This window comes from Arthrobacter sp. AB6 (genome assembly GCF_031844545.1).
Classification (GTDB): Bacteria; Actinomycetota; Actinomycetes; order Actinomycetales; family Micrococcaceae; genus Arthrobacter.
Genome location: NZ_JAUZVL010000005.1, coordinates 70,603 through 87,753, shown reverse-complemented (window position 1 = coordinate 87,753; position 17,151 = coordinate 70,603). Strand labels below are relative to the sequence as shown.

At 65.7% G+C, this 17,151-nt stretch carries 16 protein-coding genes; 12 read left to right on the top strand and 4 right to left on the bottom strand.

The features are described 5' to 3' along the window. The first annotated feature begins 18 nt into the window (after positions 1 to 18). From lysS to Q9R30_RS05625, 11 genes are all read left to right on the top strand, one after another. Complete coding sequence (lysS, locus tag Q9R30_RS05675; RefSeq protein WP_311217013.1) at positions 19 to 1,551, top strand: lysine--tRNA ligase; 1,533 nt, start codon at positions 19 to 21, stop codon at positions 1,549 to 1,551. Between the two features lie 2 nt (positions 1,552 to 1,553). Next, positions 1,554 to 1,730 (top strand): hypothetical protein, encoded by a 177-nt coding sequence (locus Q9R30_RS05670; protein ID WP_311217012.1) that lies wholly within the window; start codon positions 1,554 to 1,556, stop codon positions 1,728 to 1,730. A gap of 133 nt (positions 1,731 to 1,863) precedes the next feature. Continuing rightward, entirely contained in the window at positions 1,864 to 2,193 is a 330-nt protein-coding gene (locus Q9R30_RS05665; RefSeq protein WP_104996470.1) for an Lsr2 family protein, read from the top strand. 237 nt (positions 2,194 to 2,430) lie between these two features. After that, positions 2,431 to 4,278, top strand: coding sequence for a PxKF domain-containing protein (locus Q9R30_RS05660; RefSeq protein ID WP_311217011.1), 1,848 nt, complete (start codon positions 2,431 to 2,433; stop codon positions 4,276 to 4,278). A 143-nt stretch (positions 4,279 to 4,421) separates the two neighbouring features. After that, positions 4,422 to 6,914 (top strand): ATP-dependent Clp protease ATP-binding subunit, encoded by a 2,493-nt coding sequence (locus tag Q9R30_RS05655; RefSeq protein ID WP_104996472.1) that lies wholly within the window; start codon positions 4,422 to 4,424, stop codon positions 6,912 to 6,914. Positions 6,915 to 7,314: 400 nt separating this feature from the next. Then, on the top strand, positions 7,315 to 9,438 hold the full coding sequence (locus tag Q9R30_RS05650) for an alpha/beta fold hydrolase (protein ID WP_311217010.1): 2,124 nt from the start codon (positions 7,315 to 7,317) through the stop codon (positions 9,436 to 9,438). Between the two features lie 408 nt (positions 9,439 to 9,846). Continuing rightward, entirely contained in the window at positions 9,847 to 10,356 is a 510-nt protein-coding gene (locus tag Q9R30_RS05645) for an amino-acid N-acetyltransferase (RefSeq protein ID WP_104996474.1), read from the top strand. Between the two features lie 231 nt (positions 10,357 to 10,587). After that, positions 10,588 to 11,589, top strand: a complete 1,002-nt coding sequence (dhaK, locus tag Q9R30_RS05640) for a dihydroxyacetone kinase subunit DhaK (RefSeq protein WP_104996475.1) — start codon at positions 10,588 to 10,590, stop codon at positions 11,587 to 11,589. A 2-nt stretch (positions 11,590 to 11,591) separates the two neighbouring features. Further along, positions 11,592 to 12,224 (top strand): dihydroxyacetone kinase subunit DhaL, encoded by a 633-nt coding sequence (gene dhaL, locus Q9R30_RS05635; RefSeq protein WP_104996476.1) that lies wholly within the window; start codon positions 11,592 to 11,594, stop codon positions 12,222 to 12,224. Then, entirely contained in the window at positions 12,221 to 12,913 is a 693-nt protein-coding gene (gene dhaM / locus Q9R30_RS05630) for a dihydroxyacetone kinase phosphoryl donor subunit DhaM (RefSeq protein ID WP_104996477.1), read from the top strand. Before dhaL ends, dhaM begins: the two co-directional genes overlap by 4 nt. A 93-nt stretch (positions 12,914 to 13,006) precedes the next feature. Beyond that, positions 13,007 to 13,183 (top strand): hypothetical protein, encoded by a 177-nt coding sequence (locus Q9R30_RS05625; RefSeq protein ID WP_158677165.1) that lies wholly within the window; start codon positions 13,007 to 13,009, stop codon positions 13,181 to 13,183. A gap of 46 nt (positions 13,184 to 13,229) precedes the next feature. Here Q9R30_RS05625 and Q9R30_RS05620 read toward each other — a convergent pair whose 3' ends face one another. Both Q9R30_RS05620 and Q9R30_RS05615 read right to left on the bottom strand, forming a co-directional pair. Continuing rightward, positions 13,230 to 13,718: a hypothetical protein gene (locus Q9R30_RS05620; protein WP_311217009.1), complete on the bottom strand. Its 489-nt coding sequence runs from the start codon at positions 13,716 to 13,718 to the stop codon at positions 13,230 to 13,232. 157 nt (positions 13,719 to 13,875) lie between these two features. Further along, complete coding sequence (locus tag Q9R30_RS05615) at positions 13,876 to 14,811, bottom strand: A/G-specific adenine glycosylase (RefSeq protein ID WP_396136697.1); 936 nt, start codon at positions 14,809 to 14,811, stop codon at positions 13,876 to 13,878. A gap of 174 nt (positions 14,812 to 14,985) precedes the next feature. Between Q9R30_RS05615 and Q9R30_RS05610 the strand changes: the two genes are divergently transcribed. Continuing rightward, entirely contained in the window at positions 14,986 to 15,678 is a 693-nt protein-coding gene (locus tag Q9R30_RS05610; RefSeq protein WP_311217008.1) for a hypothetical protein, read from the top strand. Between the two features lie 69 nt (positions 15,679 to 15,747). Here Q9R30_RS05610 and disA read toward each other — a convergent pair whose 3' ends face one another. Both disA and Q9R30_RS05600 read right to left on the bottom strand, forming a co-directional pair. After that, a complete protein-coding gene (disA, locus tag Q9R30_RS05605) occupies positions 15,748 to 16,824 on the bottom strand; it encodes a DNA integrity scanning diadenylate cyclase DisA (protein WP_104996482.1) in 1,077 nt (358 codons plus the stop codon). Positions 16,825 to 16,976: 152 nt separating this feature from the next. Further along, positions 16,977 to 17,117, bottom strand: coding sequence for a hypothetical protein (locus Q9R30_RS05600; RefSeq protein WP_311217007.1), 141 nt, complete (start codon positions 17,115 to 17,117; stop codon positions 16,977 to 16,979). Positions 17,118 to 17,151 lie beyond the last annotated feature (34 nt).

Here is a 17,151-nt window from a genome sequence, read left to right as displayed (position 1 = left end):
CCGGTAAACTTGGGGATTGTGACTTCCCAAAACACCCCCGCGCCCAAGAACGCCCCAGAGCCCCTCGACGCCAGCGAGCAGATGCGGATCCGCATGGAGAAGCGCGCCAAACTGATCGAGCGCGGCACCGAGGCGTACCCGGTGGGCGTGGAACGGACGCACTCCCTCGCCGAGATCCGCGAGAAGTACGCCCACCTTGAGGCGGACGACACCACGGGGGACACCGTGGGGGTCACGGGCCGCGTGGTGTTCATCCGCAACACCGGCAAGCTGTGCTTCGCCACCCTCCAGGAGGGCGGCACCGACGGCAAGGGAACCCGGCTCCAGGCCATGCTGAGCCTCGCCAACGTGGGCGAAGAGGCGCTCGCCGACTGGAAGGCCCTGGTTGACCTGGGCGACCACGTCTTCATCAAGGGTGAGGTCATCTCCTCACGCCGCGGCGAACTGTCCGTCATGGCAGAGTCCTGGTCCATGGCCTCCAAGGCGCTCCGCCCGCTGCCGGTGCTGCATGCGGAACTGAACGAAGAGACCCGCGTCCGCCAGCGCTACGTTGACCTGATGGTCCGCGACGAAGCCCGCGAAATGGTCTACACCCGCGCCGCCATCACCCGTTCCATCCGCGAGACACTCTTCCGCCACAGCTACGTGGAGGTGGAGACCCCCATCCTGAACCTGGTCCACGGCGGCGCGCTGGCACGTCCGTTCGAGACCCACATGAACGCCTTCGACCAGAAGATGACCCTGCGCATCGCCACCGAGCTCTACCTCAAGCGCGCCGTGGTGGGCGGGATCGACCGTGTCTACGACATGGGTCGCGTGTTCCGCAACGAGGGCGTGGACTCCACCCACAGCCCCGAGTTCACCACCCTTGAGTGCTACGAGGCGTGGGCTGACCAGTTCGTGATGGCCGAGCGCATCAAGGAGATCATCCTCGACGCCGCCGACGCCGTGGGTGCCGGGCGCGTCCTCCAGACGGAGGCAGGTGAGATTAACCTCGACGGCGACTGGGCCTGGCTTGCCGTGTACCCGGGGCTTGCCGACGCCGTTGGCCAGGAAGTCACGCCGGACACCCCGCTGGAGGTGCTCCGCGACATCGCGGCGAAGCACGAGGTCAAGGTGGATCCGAAGTGGGACGCCGAGAAGCTGGCTGTTGAGTTGTTCGGCGAGATCGTGGAGCCCACGCTGCTGAACCCCACCTTCGTCTACGACTACCCGCCCTCCGCCCAGCCGCTGGCCCGTCCGCACCGCGAGGACGGCCGCCTGATCGAGGCCTGGGACCTCATCATCGGCGGAATGGAGCGCGGCACGGCCTTCTCCGAGCTGATCGACCCCGTTATCCAGCGCGAACGCCTGACCGAGCAGTCACGCCACGCGGCCGCCGGCGACGACGAAGCCATGCAGCTGGACGAGGACTTCCTGCGTGCCCTTGAGTACGGTGCTCCTCCGATGGGCGGAATCGGACTGGGGATCGACCGGCTGGTCATGCTGTTCACGGGAGCCGGAATCCGCGAAACGATTCTCTTCCCGCTGCTCAAGCCGGAAGGCCACTGACCGTGGAATACGTAGCTGTCCTTCTTCCTTCCCTTGTGGTGGGCCTGCTTTTTTGGTTTGCCATGAAGTCGATTTTCAATGCCGACAAAGCAGAGCGCCAGGCGGAAGCGCGGGCCCAGGCCGAGGCTGAAGCCAAGGCGGCATCAACCGGGGACCGGCCGGACCCGAAATCGAATTGATAAACCCCGGCCTTTTCGCGATATCCCCCGGAATCATTTGGCGTTTTGACGCGTTGCCATAATGAGAGTCATACTTTAAAGGAAAACATCCTGCTTTTCTGAAAACCGAACCCTTTCCAAAAGGAAGTCTTGAATGGCACAGAAAGTAAACATCATCCTCGTTGATGATCTGGATGGGGGATCCGCAGACGAGAATGTGAAGTTTGGCCTTGACGGGGCGAACTACGAGATTGATCTTTCAGCAGCAAACGCTGCTGAACTCCGTTCTACGCTGGAACGCTTCGTTGCAGCCGCACGGAAGACTTCCGGTGGCCGCCCGCCCCGTGCCAAGGCGGCATCGGGGGGACGCAGCCACGACTCTGCTCAAATAAGGCAATGGGCCCGCGAAAACGGCTACACGGTTAACAGCCGCGGCCGAATTCAGGCCGAAATCCAGGAAGCCTACCAAAAGGCCCACTCCTAGCGTCGCATCCCATTCCGCATAAAACCCTGCCTTCGCCATCCGGCGGCGGCAGGGTTTTCAGCTTAAACCAGCAGCGGGCGGCTGGAGAAATGCTTGGAAGTCCGGGGTGCTGCGCGTATCGTTGACCTACTTGCCGATTCGATTGCGGGTATTGATGGGCGGGGAACGCGCTGGATTACCGGTCTGGGATGCCGGCTTTATCCGGCCGTTTCAACTTCTGTGCGGTGGAGGACAATGATGTCTGGAAAACTTACGCCCCGTCGGTTTGCGGCTGTCGTCGGCGCCCTTGTGGTGCTCCTGGCAGTGCCGCTCGGTCCGGTGGCGTTTTCGGACCACGCCTCCGTTTCGGTGGGTGCGGTGCCGCACTCCACCGAATTGGTCGCCATGGTCGATTCCGGAACTGAACCGCTGACTGAAATTACCTACGACGTTTTTGCGGCAGACGGCGATGGCTCCGCACCGGTGGCCACAAACAAGGCGGAACATATCTTCGGTACCGTTCCTTTCCACCTGCCGGATGGCCGCTATAAGATCCGGGCCACCGCGCCGGGATTCCTGGAAGGCTGGTACACGTCCACCGCAGGGGCCGGAGAATTTTCCATCTCCGAATTGATTACGTACCAGGACAGCAGGACCTTCGCCACGGCGGACGTGATTGTTGTGGACTCCCTCACCCCTGCCAATTCCAGCTGGACCCATGCGGGGTGGACGGTTCTCCATTCGGCCGCGTCCTCCATTTCCGGGGCTGTCGCCAGCAGCTCCGGAGGGGAGGCAGGGTCACTGCTCAGCGGCATCGGCGTCGAGTTGCATGATGCGGCAGCTGCACCGGAAACCAGCCTGGTTGGCGAGGCGCTGCGTACCGACGCCAACGGCTACTACACCTTTGAGGGCGTGGCGCCGGGCACGTACAAAGTGCGGTTCGTCAAGGAAAGTCCCGAAGGGGGAATCACTGAGCGCTGGTGGCCGGAGACGCCGCACCGTGCTGAGGCGGAGGTTATCACCCTTACCGGCGGCAACCACTTCAATCTGGCCTATGCAGTTTTCCCGCCGTCAGTGCCTGTTGATGCGGCGCGCGTCCTGACTCTGTCCGGCCAGCCGGCCCTGGGAGCAACCCTCACCGCCGCTCCGGATTTCGTTGAGGCGGGACCCTTCGGGGAGCCCTGCCTCCAGCGGTACACCTGGTTCCTCGGCACCGACCTGGTGGAAGATGCATACGGCCCCACCTTCGTTGTTCCCCTCGACGCCGGGGGGAAATCTGTATCTGCGCGGCTCGACATTGCAGGTATCGGCTGCACCTACACGGCCCTGGCCGGCAACTCCATCGGGCCGGTGGACCCCGGCCTCACTGCGGTAGGAAATGACGTCGTCGCTGCGCCTGTGGACAATACCGGCCAGGCCCCCGCCACGCTGGAGTTCGGACAAGTAACGACGGCGGGAAACACCACCGTCACCCGTCTCGGTTCTGAAGCTGCCCCGCCTGCCGGCAGCTTCTCATCCCTTACCGACCCGCCTCTGTATTACGACATCGAAACCAGTGCGGTCTTCGACGCCGCACTCGGCGTGGAAGTCTGCATCACCTTCGACACCGCCGGCATGACCCAGGCACAGGCGGCGGGGCAGCACCTGTACCACTACGTGGATGGAGCGTGGGAGGACATCACGGTGAGCAGCAGCACGGGAAGGGTCTGCGGTGTGACGCATTCCTTCTCACCTTTTGCCGTCGGCCAGCCGCATTGGCCGTTCACCGGATTCCTGCAGCCGGTGGACAGCGGCGCTGTCCTGAATGCAATGACCGCCGGGGCTTCGGTGCCCCTCAAGTTCGGCGTGGGCGGTAACCGGGGGCTGGACATCCTGGCCGGCGGAGCGCCGTCGTCGTCTGCGATCGCGTGTCCGGGCGGCACCGCGCCGGACGATATCGAGCAGACTGTTGCCGCCGGAACCAGCCTGCTGAGCTACAACGCGGCCAGCGATTCGTACACTTTCGTCTGGAAGACCGAGAAGGCATGGGCCGGTTCCTGCCGCCAGTTGGAGCTCAGGCTCAATGACGGCACGGTTCATACGGCGCTGTTCCACTTCCGGAAGTAGGAAGCCTGCTCCGGGCAATACGGTAGCCGCACCCCGAACACTCCCTGCGGATCCGCACCATGTTTCCCCTGTGGCGAACACGCTCCACAACCAGGGGCCAGCCACGTAGCATCAAAGTACGTCGTAGCTAGGAGTGTGGCGAAATGTTTGAGCGATTTACGGACCGTGCCCGTCGCGTAGTTGTGCTTGCCCAAGAAGAGGCACGCATGCTGAACCACAATTACATCGGTACCGAACACATCCTCTTGGGTCTTATCCATGAGGGTGAGGGTGTTGCCGCCAAAGCTCTTGAGTCCTTGAGCATTTCGCTCGACGGCGTTCGCGAGCAGGTGCAGGAGATCATCGGTCAGGGCCAGCAGGCGCCCTCCGGCCACATCCCCTTCACGCCCCGTGCCAAGAAGGTGCTGGAGCTCTCGCTGCGCGAAGCCCTCCAGCTGGGCCACAACTACATCGGCACGGAGCACATCCTGCTGGGCCTCATCCGCGAGGGGGAGGGTGTTGCAGCCCAGGTGCTGGTCAAGCTCGGCGCCGACCTGAACCGGGTCCGCCAGCAGGTCATCCAGCTCCTGTCGGGCTACCAGGGCAAGGAGACCACCGGCGCAGGCGTCGGCTCCGGGCAGCCCGAGGGAACGCCCGCAGGGTCTGTGGTCCTGGACCAGTTCGGCCGCAACCTCACCCAGGCTGCGCGCGAGAACAAGCTGGACCCCGTCATCGGACGCGAGCAGGAGATGGAACGCGTCATGCAGGTCCTCTCCCGCCGCACCAAGAACAACCCGGTCCTGATTGGTGAGCCGGGCGTCGGCAAGACGGCCGTCGTCGAGGGCCTTGCCCAGGCGATTGTCCGCGGCGATGTCCCTGAGACCATCAAGGACAAGCAGCTCTACACGCTGGACCTCGGTTCCCTGGTGGCAGGCTCGCGTTATCGCGGTGACTTCGAAGAGCGCCTGAAGAAGGTCCTCAAGGAGATCCGTACCCGCGGCGACATCATCCTCTTCATTGACGAGATCCACACCCTGGTGGGTGCGGGCGCCGCTGAAGGGGCCATCGATGCTGCCTCGATCCTGAAGCCGATGCTGGCCCGCGGCGAACTGCAGACCATCGGTGCAACCACGCTGGATGAGTACCGCAAGCACATCGAAAAGGATGCCGCTCTTGAGCGCCGCTTCCAGCCGATCCAGGTCAAGGAACCCTCCGTGGCGCACGCCATCGAGATCCTCAAGGGCCTGCGCGACCGCTACGAGGCACACCACCGCGTCACCATCACCGACGGTGCCCTGGCCTCAGCAGCCAGCCTCGCTGAGCGCTACATTTCGGACCGCTTCCTGCCGGACAAGGCGATCGACCTGATCGACGAAGCCGGTGCCCGGCTGCGCATCCGCCGCATGACCGCTCCGCCGGAGCTCAAGGCCATGGACGAGCGCATCGCCAAGCTGAAGATGGAAAAGGAGTCCGCGATTGACGCGCAGGACTTCGAGGGCGCAGCCGCCCTCCGCGACAAGGAACAGAAGATGATTTCCGAGCGCTCGGAGAAGGAGCGCCACTGGAAGTCCGGGGGCATGGACGACATCTCCGAGGTGGATGAGGATCTCATCGCCGAGGTGCTGGCGAACTCCACGGGCATCCCCGTCTTCAAGCTGACCGAGGAAGAGTCCTCGCGACTGCTGAAGATGGAAGACGAACTGCACAAGCGCGTGGTGGGCCAGAACGAGGCCATCAAGGCCCTGTCCCAGGCCATCCGCCGCACCCGTGCAGGGCTCAAGGACCCCAAGCGTCCCGGCGGCTCGTTCATCTTCGCCGGCCCCACCGGCGTCGGCAAGACCGAGCTCGCCAAGGCACTCGCCGAGTTCCTGTTCGGTGAAGAGGATGCCCTCATCACGCTGGACATGTCCGAGTACTCCGAGAAGCACACCGTTTCCCGGCTGTTCGGTGCCCCTCCGGGCTACGTGGGCTACGAGGAAGGCGGCCAGCTGACCGAGAAGGTCCGGCGCCGTCCGTTCTCCGTGGTGCTGTTCGACGAAGTTGAAAAGGCCCACGCGGACCTCTTCAACTCGCTGCTGCAGATCCTGGAAGACGGCCGGCTGACCGACTCCCAGGGCCGCGTGGTGGACTTCAAGAACACCGTGATCATCATGACCACGAACCTCGGCACCCGTGACATCTCCAAGAGCGTCGCTACCGGCTTCCAGTCCGGCACTGACACGCAGACCGGCTACAACCGCATGCGTGCCCGTGTCACCGAGGAGCTCAAGCAGCACTTCCGTCCCGAGTTCCTGAACCGTGTGGATGACGTTGTGGTGTTCCCGCAGCTCACCCAGGACGAGATCATCGAGATCGTGGACCTCTTCGTCTCCCGGCTGGAGAAGCGCCTCAAGGACAAGGACATGGGCATCGAGCTCACGCCCGCGGCCAAGGTGCTCCTCGCAACCCGAGGCTACGACCCCGCCATGGGTGCCCGGCCGCTGCGCCGCACCATCCAGCGCGAGATCGAGGACCAGCTCTCCGAGAAGATCCTGTTCGGCGAGATCCACGCCGGCGACATCGTCGTTGTGGATGTGGAAGGCGATGGCGACGACGCGAAGTTCACGTTCGCCGGAAACGCCAAGCCGCGCATCCCGGAAATCGCCCCGAGCGTCTAGTCTCGACAGCCAAAGCCCCGCCACTCCGCAAGGAGCAGGCGGGGCCTTCGCTTTGCCCCCGGTCCCGTCAAAGTGTTGTCGTGTGGTGTTCACGGGTCACCACGCTGCGGCACCGGAGTCATTTGCCGCTTGCTGCTCCTCCGTCGCTTTGACGCAAGCTACACAAATGACCCCGGCCCCTCCGCTTCGCGTGGGGCGCGCCTATGCACGAGGCGACGGACATCAGGCATTTATGTAGGCGCCGTCAAAGCGAGGAACGAGCAGGCGCCGGGAAATGTCTGATGGTCGTCGCCGGAGCGGACCCGGGCGCCCTGCCTCCCCTTTGAACTTGAGCGCCGGCGTCGTTCCGTGGGTAGGTAGCGGTTTGTGATGTAGGACACGGTCCGGTTGAATCGGGGGCATGGCTAACTTGGAACCGGCGATCCCGGATGAGCGACCTTTGACCCCTTTTCATGATTTGGACCATTACCTGTCGATCCCGCGGGTTAGTGGTCTGGCGCTGAGCCCCGACGGACGTCGGCTGGTCACCACCGTGGCCACCCTTAACGGCAAGGGCACCGAATTCGGTACCGCCCTGTGGGAGTTGGATCCCGCGGGGCAAAAGCATGCCCGCCGGATCACCCGCAGCGCCAAGGGCGAGGCGGGGGCGGCGTTCGCCGCCAGCGGGGACGTCTACTTCACTTCCGCGCGGCCGGATCCGGACAGCCCCGAGGAGGAGCCCGTCAACGCGCTCTGGCTCCTGCCCGCGGACGGCGGTGAAGCCCGCGTGGTGTTGAACCGGGCCGGCGGAGTGGGCGGCGTGCTGACGGCCAGGAACGCCGATGCCGCCTTCGTTACCGCGGAGGTGCTGGCCGGTTCCGCCGACGAAGAGGAGGACGCCGAGCGCCGAAAATCACGGAAGGACCGCAAGGTATCCGCCATCCTGCACAGCGAATATCCGGTCCGGTACTGGGACGCTGACCTGGGACCGGGCCAGCCGCGGATCTTCGCTGTTGAACGCGGCGAAGAAAAGGACGGCGGCAAGCCGGCAACCGTGGATGCCACCGCGCCGCTGGTCCTGCGAAACCTCACGCCGGATGCCGGACCCAGGCTGCGGGAAGCGGAAACCGTGGTCAGCCCCGATGGCAAGACCATCTACACGAGCTACACCAAGCCGCTGGCCAAGGCTGACAGCAGGTCCATCCTGGTGGCCGTGGACGTGGCTTCCGGCAGCACCAAGGTGCTGCTGGACGAGGAAGGCATGAGCTTTTTCCCGGGCCCCGTCAGCCCCGACGGCAGCATCCTGGTGGTGGTCAGCGAAAGCGACACCACCCCGCAGGAAGCCCCGCAGGTCAAGCTCCACCTTCTGGAGGTAACGGGGGAAGGCGGAGACGCCCCCGGCGGGCTGGTGCCGTTGGCTCACGACTGGGACCGTTGGCCCAAACCGGCTGCCTGGCTTCCGGACGGGTCCGCCCTCCTGGTCACCGCGGACGACGACGGCGCGTCGCCGGTTTTCCGGATCAGCGTCCCCGCCGCCGCGGCTGAGGTCAGTGTCACCCGGGTGACCCAGGACGCTGCGGCATACTCCGACGTCGTGGTTTCGCCGGACGGACGCAGCGCCTACGCCCTGCGGAGCTCCTACGAGTTCCCGCCTGAAGCGGTCCGCCTGGACCTGCGGACGGGGGAGGCCACGCGGCTGCCCGCCCCCGCGGAGCGGCCGGTCCGCCCCGGCAGGCTGGAACGCATCGCTGCGACGGCGGCGGACGGGTCCCGCGTCCCGGGCTACCTGGCGCTGCCGGAGGGCGCGTCCGCGGAGTCTCCGGCGCCTATGCTCCTGTGGATCCACGGCGGACCGCTCGGGTCCTGGAACGCCTGGACCTGGCGGTGGAACCCGTGGCTGATGACTGCCAAGGGCTACGCGGTCCTCCTGCCGGACCCTGCGCTGTCCACCGGGTACGGCCAGGCCCACATCCAACGCGGGTGGGGAGCCTGGGGCAAGGCGCCGTTCGCGGACCTGATGGCGGTCACGGACGCCGCGGTCCAGCGGCCCTACATCGACGCCGGCCGCACCGCCGCCATGGGAGGTTCCTTCGGCGGCTACATGGCCAACTGGGTTGCAGGGCAGACGGACCGGTTCAGGGCAATCGTGACGCACGCCAGCCTGTGGGCCCTGGACCAGTTCGGCCCCACCACGGACGCCTCGCAGTACTGGCTGAAGGAAATGACAGAAGAGATGGCGCTGGACAACTCGCCGCACCTTCACGTTGAAAACATCGGCACGCCCATGCTGGTGATCCACGGGGACAAGGACTACCGGGTGCCCATTGGCGAGGGGCTGCGGCTTTGGTACGAGCTTCTGTCCAAGTCAAAGCTCGCCGCGGACCAGGACGGGCAGACGCCGCACCGGTTCCTGTACTTCCCGGACGAGAACCACTGGGTGCTCCAGCCACAGCATGCAAAGGTCTGGTACCAGGTTGTGGAGTCATTCCTGGCCAGGAATGTCCTTGACCAGGACGTGCCACTGCCCCCCGAGCTCGGGCTCTAGCTTCTCCGGCAGGTATAGGCAAAACCTTTTTCAGGCATTTTCCCGCCCGCTCCGGAAAGGGGGCGGGCGGGGCCTGCAAAAGCCTTTACGGACATTGCCCTCATCATCGAAAAGAAAAGCGGCCCGTCAAAAGAAAAACCGGCACCAGCTCCCGGCCCCGGCGCGGATGACGCCCACCGGGAGTGCCACGAATGACGGCAAGCACAGCTGCGGAGTCCCGCAATCCCTGTGGGAAGCAGTCCGGTGGGCGTTTCCCGGCCGCGTGGCCAAATGTACCGGGTGCTTGGCAGCACGGCATTTGTACTGGCGCGGATAAAAGCCGGGACCCTGTCCCGTGGACAGCGAGGACATGCCAGCAGAAGGAGTGCGCGGTGGGGCGCCGTCGGCTGTGCGAACTAGGATTGCCCTGTGACTGACTCCTTCCATATTCGTCCTGCCCGCACTGGTGACGTCCCCGCCATCAAGAAGCTGGTGGCGCCGCTGGCGGAGCAGCGGATCCTCATGGCCAAGGAGACGGTGGCCTACTACGAAAGCCTGCAGGAGTTCCGGATCGCTGAATCCAGCGACGGCGAAGTCATTGGCTGCGGGGCGCTGCACGTCATGTGGGAAGATCTTGCCGAAGTTCGTACCCTCGCTGCTTCCCAGGACTGGCGCGGCAAAGGCGTGGGGCACGTGCTGGTGGAGAGCCTCCTCGATGAAGCCCGGGCCCTTGGCGTCTCCCGCGTTTTCTGCCTGACGTTCGAGGTGGACTTTTTCAAACGCCACGGGTTCGACGTCATGGCCGACCAGTCCGCGGTTGACCCGGTGGTGTATTCGGAGCTCCTCCGTTCGCATGACGAAGGTGTTGCCGAGTTCCTGGACCTCGCACGGGTGAAGCCCAATACCTTGGGCAACACCCGCATGATCAAAGTGCTGTGACTGCCGGCTGACCTGACCTGACCTGCCAAGATTCCCTTTCTTCGATTTGATGGATAAACTGGCTGCGGCCGGGATGGGGGGCCTACAGGGAAGGGACAGTCATTTGGGGGCTGTCCCTTTTCTGCCTCCGCCACCGGAGTTGATTGCCGGGCGGCGTCCCTACCGTTGTCCGGCCTGCCGGTAGTAGGGTCAAGGTGACATTCTCCAGGAAGCAGAACCAGGAGCGCCGCCATGAAAAAACTCATTAACGATCCCCGGGCCGTAGTGGATGAATCCGTGCGGGGCTTTGGTTTGGCCCACGCCGACTTGGTTACCGTCAGCTCAGATCCAACGTTCATCACGCGCAAAGACGCGCCCGTGAACGGCAAGGTGGGACTGGTCTCCGGAGGCGGCAGCGGGCACGAGCCGCTGCACGCCGGCTTTGTGGGACCGGGAATGCTCGACGCCGCCGTGCCGGGGGCGGTGTTCACCTCGCCGACGCCGGACCAGATCCTTCCGGCGACCCTCGCGGTCAACTCGGGGGCCGGCGTCGTGCATATCGTGAAGAACTACACCGGCGACGTCCTGAACTTTGAAACGGCAGCCGAACTGGCGGAAGCCGAGGGCGTCAGCGTCCGCACGGTCCTGGTGAATGACGACGTCGCCGTCGAGGACTCCCTGTACACTGCAGGCCGCCGCGGTGTGGGCGGGACGGTGCTGGTGGAGAAGATTGCCGGTGCCGCCGCCGAAAGGGGCGATGACCTGGCGGCTGTGGCCGCCGTCGGCGAACGGGTCAACGCCAATGTCCGCACCATGGGCGTTGCCCTGTCCGCCTGTACCGTCCCGCACGCAGGCTCGCCCAGCTTTGACCTCACCGAGGACGAGATTGAAATCGGCATCGGCATCCATGGGGAGCCCGGACGCCACCGCATCCCCATGGAGAACGCGGACGGCATTACTGACCGGCTGCTGGAACCCGTACTGGCGGATTTGGGAATCACGCAGGGGGATAGAGTCCTGCTGTTCGTCAACGGCATGGGCGGCACGCCTCTGAGTGAGCTGTATATCGTTTACCGGCGTGCTGCGCAGGTCCTGGCCGAGCGCGGCGCCACCGTGGAGCGTTCGCTGGTGGGCGACTACATTACGTCCCTGGAAATGCAGGGCTGCTCCATCTCAGTCCTGCGGCTGGATGACGAGCTCACGGATTTGTGGGACGCACCGGTGCACACGGCAGCGCTGCGCTGGGGTGTGTAGCAGTGGCACTGGACGTCACCTGGGCAGTGAAGTGGCTGACGCTCTCCGCGCAGGCGCTGGCAGAAAACCGGGTCTACCTGATTGAACTCGACCGCGCCATCGGCGATTCGGACCACGGGGAAAACATGGACCGGGGTTTCCAAGCCGTCCTGTCGAAGCTGGCGGAGGCGCCCCCGGAGACACCCGGCGCTGCCTTGAAACTGACCGCCATGACCCTGATGTCCAAGGTCGGCGGGGCTGCCGGCCCTCTATACGGCACGGCCTTCCTCCGTGCGGCCACGTCCCTGGGGGACTCCGCGGAAATCGCTCCGGCGGCCTGGGCAGACGCCCTGACCGCCGCCCGCGACGGCATTGTGGCGCGCGGGAAGGCCGAGTCCGGGGACAAGACAATGGTGGATGCGTGGACTCCGGCGGCCGAGGCAGCACAGAAGGCCGTGACGAACGGCGGTTCGGATGTCCTGTCGGTCCTGGTTGCAGCAGCCGAGGCCGCCGAGGCCGGGGCCGTCGCCACCGATCCCATGGTGGCGCGCAAAGGCCGCGCGAGTTACCTCGGGGAGCGCAGCGCCGGTCACCGGGATCCCGGCGCCGCCTCCTCAGCGCTGATTCTCCGCGCAGCCGTGGGGGCAGCTGCGTGACCGTGAGCCTCGTGGTGGTCTCCCACAGCGGAAAGATTGCCGACGGCGCTGCCGAGCTTGCCGCCCAGATGGCACCCGACGTCGTGGTCTTTACCGCCGGGGGCACCTCTGACGGCAGGATCGGCACCAGCCTTGAAAAGGTCCTTGCCGCGCTGGACAAAGCGGGCAACGGGGGCACCGTGATCCTCACCGACCTGGGGTCCGCGGTGATGACGGCCGAGTCCGCGCTGGAGTTCGCGGAAAACGCCGAAGACGTGGTGCTGGCCGATGCGCCGCTCGTGGAGGGGCTCGTGGCAGCAGCCGTGGCGGCTCAGGGCGGTGCGGACATGCAGGCAGTCAGGCGGGCGGCCGAAGCCGCGGGCAGTCGGTTCCGTCACCAGGAAGAACCTCCCCGCAGCAGCGTTGAGGAAGGACGAGGCACCGGAGGGGGCCCGGACTTCACCGGGGACTTTGAGCTGGTCAACCTTGCGGGGATGCACGCGCGCCCGGCGGCGAAGATCGCCGGCGGCCTGTCCGCGCTGGACGCCGAGGTGACCGTCAACGGGGTGGACGGGGCATCCATGACGGGACTGATGACGCTCGCCGCGGGAAAGGGGTCCGTGCTGCATGTCGAAGCGTGGGGCGCCGACGCGGAGCGGGCCGTGAACTATGTTGGCGGGCTGGTGCAGGCCGGGTTCGGGGAACCCTGAGGCTGGCTGCAGCTGCAAACCGGCCTGGTCCAAATCAGCGCTGGCGGTGTGTTCCAGAGGGTCACGGCCGGTCCTGGCAATATGCTCGATGCCATGGAAATGCCCCAGCTCGAAGACAGTTCCGCGGATATCGAAGTACTGGACGGGCAGACATCCGTCGAGGAACTGCTGGCCGAGCTGGGGTTTGAGTGGCGGCCCGGCACTCCTGCCCAGGAGCCGGCACCCGCGGCGGCTGGCGGCAACGCCTTCGGCCAGCCGGCACTGTTCTAAGGGCCGTTCTCACCAGGGCCCTTTCGAAGGATCAGCCGTCCGGGAGTCAGTCGCTCTGGTGTAGCCCTTCGGCATCCAGCACCAGTGACGCCGTAATGAACCGGCCGCACTGCTCCCCAAACGGATACTCACCCCGCGGGCGGAATTCCAGCGTATGCACCGGCAGCGCAACACCGTCCGGGCCCGTTCCGGCAGCGGTCACCGTCATCGGCGATTCGGTCAGGGCGCCCAGGAACAGCGTGGCAAGTTTCGTGCCGTCGGGGGAAGCCGTGGCCGAGCAGACGCCATTGGTGCAGCCTTGGTCGATCGACGCGCTTCCGGGCCGGAGCTCCACGTTATCCTCCTTGCAGGTGCCGTCCTGGCAGGCCTTCAAGTGGAGGGCTGCAACCTGCGGGGCGTAGCTTGCCGGCACGGTTACCGAAACGGCAGTGGCCTGGGCGATGGCAGGGCACGGGGCGGCGCCGGGGCTCGGCCCGCAAGCCGTGGCGAGTCCCGCCGTCGTCAACAGTGCCAAGAGCAGCCCATGCTTGCGCATACTTTCAGCGTAGGCGCGGGCGGCTGCGCTGCCCCGCGCCGGGGCCAACTGATGCCCGCATTGTTATTTCCGGGGCGGCGCTGACTGCCAAAAGGAGACCATGGCGCGGCGAGTCCCTGAACGGCCGCCGTTCGCCGAGCCCCGGAAAGTGGTGCGCTTAGGCAGGAAGCCGGTAGCCGCCGTCGTGCATCTCCGCCAGTCCGTCCGCGAGCAACCCTGCCAGCGCCCGCTCCAGCTGCTCCGGAGCGGAATTAAGCCTGTGCAGGGCCGCGAGCGGGACGCCCATCCCCGCCGGTGCGAAACCCAGGTCGGCGGGTTCCCGATAAAACATCTCCGCAGGCACCGGAGCCTCCGCCAGCCGCAGCACAGCCACCACGGCGCCCCGGACCTGGCGGTCCGTCCCGTGCCAGGCCTGGCCCTTGGGGACGTACGACGGCGGCGGCTCACCTGCCGCCCGCCAGGCACAGAGATCGTTGACCGGGCAGGCGGCGCATTTGGGGGTCCGCGCCGTGCACACGAGCGCCCCCAGTTCCATGACGGCCGCGTTCCACCGGACTGAAGAATGGTCCGCGGCCGGCAGGAGCGAAGCAGCAAGGCGCATCTCCGCCGCCGTGAGGGCCGGGGCCGGGAGGGCTGTGCCGGAGACCAGCCGGGCATGCACCCGCCGAATGTTGGTGTCCACCACGGTTTCCCTCCGCCCGTACGCGAAGGCAGCAACAGCGGCAGCGGTGTAGCTGCCCACACCGGGAAGGGCCAGCAGGTCCGTGTAGGTGTCCGGGACCTTGCCGTTATGGTCCTGCGTTATGGCCGTTGCCGCCGCATGCAGCCGAAGCGCGCGGCGGGGATACCCGAGCCGGCCCCAGGAGCGGACGGCCTCCCCGGCAGGTTCTCCGGCGAGGCCTGCCGGGGTGGGCCAGCGGCCCAACCACTCTTGCCAGACAGGCAGCACCCGCACCACGGGCGTCTGCTGCAGCATGATCTCGCTGACCAGGATTCCCCAGGGGGAGCAGCCGGGCTCACGCCACGGCAGATCACGGGCGGTTTCGGCGAACCAGCCGTTGATGCGATCGTGCAGCGTGTTGAGTTCTGCCACGCCTCCGGCGGGGCGGCCGGAGGCGGCGGAAAAGGCGGCAGCGAAGGATACAGTGTCGATGCCAACACTGTAATGGATGTGTTCGGACAGGCCGAAAACAGGATGTGACCAGAACGTTGGCGGCGCGGCGGCGTGGTGGTTAGCAGAAGCGGTGCAGTTCCCTAGCCTAGAAGTATGGGCAGGCAAGGCAATTCATCAACACGCGGCGGGGCACCGGCATCCGGGTCCACTGCCGTCCGCAGGCCAAGCGCGGCGGTTTACCGCCGCCGTCGGCTGTTTGTGGGCGGGGCGCTGCTGTTGGTCATCGCGCTGGTGACTGGATTCGCGGTTGCCGGTGCATTCAGCGGCAGGTCGGAGCAGGCTTCCTCCACAGACCCCGCAGCCGGAGCCACGGCATCCGCCGGTCCTGCCGCCGGGGAGTCACCTTCCCCCTCCGCCACGGAACCTGCCGCGACGCCAACGCCATCGGCCAGTCCAACATGCAACCAGAACCTGGTGACGGTTTCAGCCTCCACGGACAAGGCGGCCTACGGGCCGGAGCAGAATCCGATGCTCACGCTCAAGGTGACCAACGGCGGCACCATGCCGTGTGAGGTGAACATCGGCACATCGCAGATGGAGTTCCTCGTGACCAGCGGCGCGGACCGGATCTTTTCCTCCCGCGACTGCCAGGCAAAGAGCGAGGACCTGCTGAAGGTGATCGCGCCCGGTGCCAGCGAGACCGCCAATTTCCCGTGGTCGCGCAACCGGAGCGTGGAGGGCTGCCAGCCTGTCGAAGCCAAACCGGGCGGCGGCGGGGCGTACTACATCTTCACGGCGAAACTCGGCTCCAAGGCCAGCCCCAAAGCCGTTTTCCAGCTGCTTTAGCATCGAGTGCTCCGCAGTTGTCCTTTTGAGCCTCCAAAACGACAACTGCGGAGCACTCGATGGCGGTTGTCAGAGGAAGCGGTCCAGCAGGCTAGCTTCCGCCATCCGGCTGAGGCCTTCACGGACGGTGCGGGCGCGCTGGTCGCCGATGCCGTCCACCGTCATCAGGTCATCAATCGTGGCCGCCATCAGGAACTGCAGCCCGCCGAAGTGGTCAACAAGGCGGTCCGCAACAGCCTTGGGAACTGCCTTCAGCCCTGACAGCAGCCGGTAGCCGCGGGGCTGCACAACGGCATCGAGGTTGGCTTCGCCGCCCGCAAACCCCACGATTCCGGAAATCTTTCCGAGGTCGATCAATTCCGTGGGGCCGAGGTTGACCAGGGCGCTGACGGCTTTTTCGATGTCTTCGGGGGTGGCGTCCGGGGAACCGTAGTCGCGGATGATCACGTCGCTGCCGGGGCCGCGGCCCACCGTGAGTTCATCCAGCTGAAGGGACAGGAGCCTGCCGTCCTCGCCGAGCTCCAGCACGTACTGGGCGATTTCCTCGGAGATTCGGCGGACCATTTCCTGGCGCTGCAGGGTGACGGCCACGTCCCGCACGGTGACCATGGCTTCGATTTCCAGGGCGGAGAGCGAGCTGGTGACCTGGTCCAGGCGCGAGCGGTAGCGCTCCAGGGTGGCCAGTGCCTGGTTGGCGCGTGCCAGGACTTTCTCCGAGCCCTCGAGGACATGGCGCAGGCCGTTGACGTAGAGGGCGATGATCTGCATGGACTGGCTGACGGAGATGACGGGCACGCCGGTCTGGATGGCTACTCGTTCGGCTGTGCGGTGCCGGGTGCCGGACTCCTGGGTCTCGATGCTGGAATCCGGGACCAGCTGGACGGCGGCGCGCAGGATGTTGCCGGCGTCCTTGTCGCAAATGATGGCGCCGTCCATTTTGGCGAGTTCGCGGAGCCGTGTAGGGGAGAAATCAATGCCGATATCGAAGCCGCCGGAGCAGATGGAGTCGATGGTCCGGTCCGAGCCCAGGACGATGAGCGCGCCGGTCCGTCCCCGCAGGATCCGCTCAAGGCCGTCGCGAAGGGGAGTGCCGGGCGCCACTCTGCCCAGGGTGGCCCTGAGTGATTCTTCGGGGCTCCGCGCCATAGGTGTTCCCTTCAAAGGTGCAGGCCGCCGCCCGCAAGAATGCCGGCTTCAGCAGGTTGCCGGCAGGACCAGAAAGTGCTCTGTTTCCCGCAAGCTCAATGATAGGGGTAAGGAACACCCTCTTCCGCACAGCCAAGCCCCAAAGTGCCCCATTAGGGGGTGCCGCGCAACGGCTTGGAAAGCGTTCGGCGGCGGGTGCTTGAGCGGGTACTTTGGCGGCCGGCGTCCTGGCCGGTTGCTTCAGCTATCTCCACGTAGCCGAGGAGCAGGATTGCTGGATCCCCTTCCCGCATAAGTCAAGTCCAGCCCGGCCCCGGGCGCCGGAAG

Coding starts and splice junctions, on each gene's coding strand:
- disA (WP_104996482.1), bottom strand. CDS start 16,824: ATGGCGCGGAGCCCCGAAGAATCACTCAGGGCCACCCTGGGCAGAGTG.
- Q9R30_RS05650 (WP_311217010.1), top strand. CDS start 7,315: ATGGCTAACTTGGAACCGGCGATCCCGGATGAGCGACCTTTGACCCCT.
- Q9R30_RS05625 (WP_158677165.1), top strand. CDS start 13,007: ATGGAAATGCCCCAGCTCGAAGACAGTTCCGCGGATATCGAAGTACTG.
- dhaK (WP_104996475.1), top strand. CDS start 10,588: ATGAAAAAACTCATTAACGATCCCCGGGCCGTAGTGGATGAATCCGTG.
- Q9R30_RS05655 (WP_104996472.1), top strand. CDS start 4,422: ATGTTTGAGCGATTTACGGACCGTGCCCGTCGCGTAGTTGTGCTTGCC.
- Q9R30_RS05600 (WP_311217007.1), bottom strand. CDS start 17,117: ATGCGGGAAGGGGATCCAGCAATCCTGCTCCTCGGCTACGTGGAGATA.
- Q9R30_RS05620 (WP_311217009.1), bottom strand. CDS start 13,718: ATGCGCAAGCATGGGCTGCTCTTGGCACTGTTGACGACGGCGGGACTC.
- Q9R30_RS05610 (WP_311217008.1), top strand. CDS start 14,986: ATGGGCAGGCAAGGCAATTCATCAACACGCGGCGGGGCACCGGCATCC.
- Q9R30_RS05660 (WP_311217011.1), top strand. CDS start 2,431: ATGTCTGGAAAACTTACGCCCCGTCGGTTTGCGGCTGTCGTCGGCGCC.
- Q9R30_RS05665 (WP_104996470.1), top strand. CDS start 1,864: ATGGCACAGAAAGTAAACATCATCCTCGTTGATGATCTGGATGGGGGA.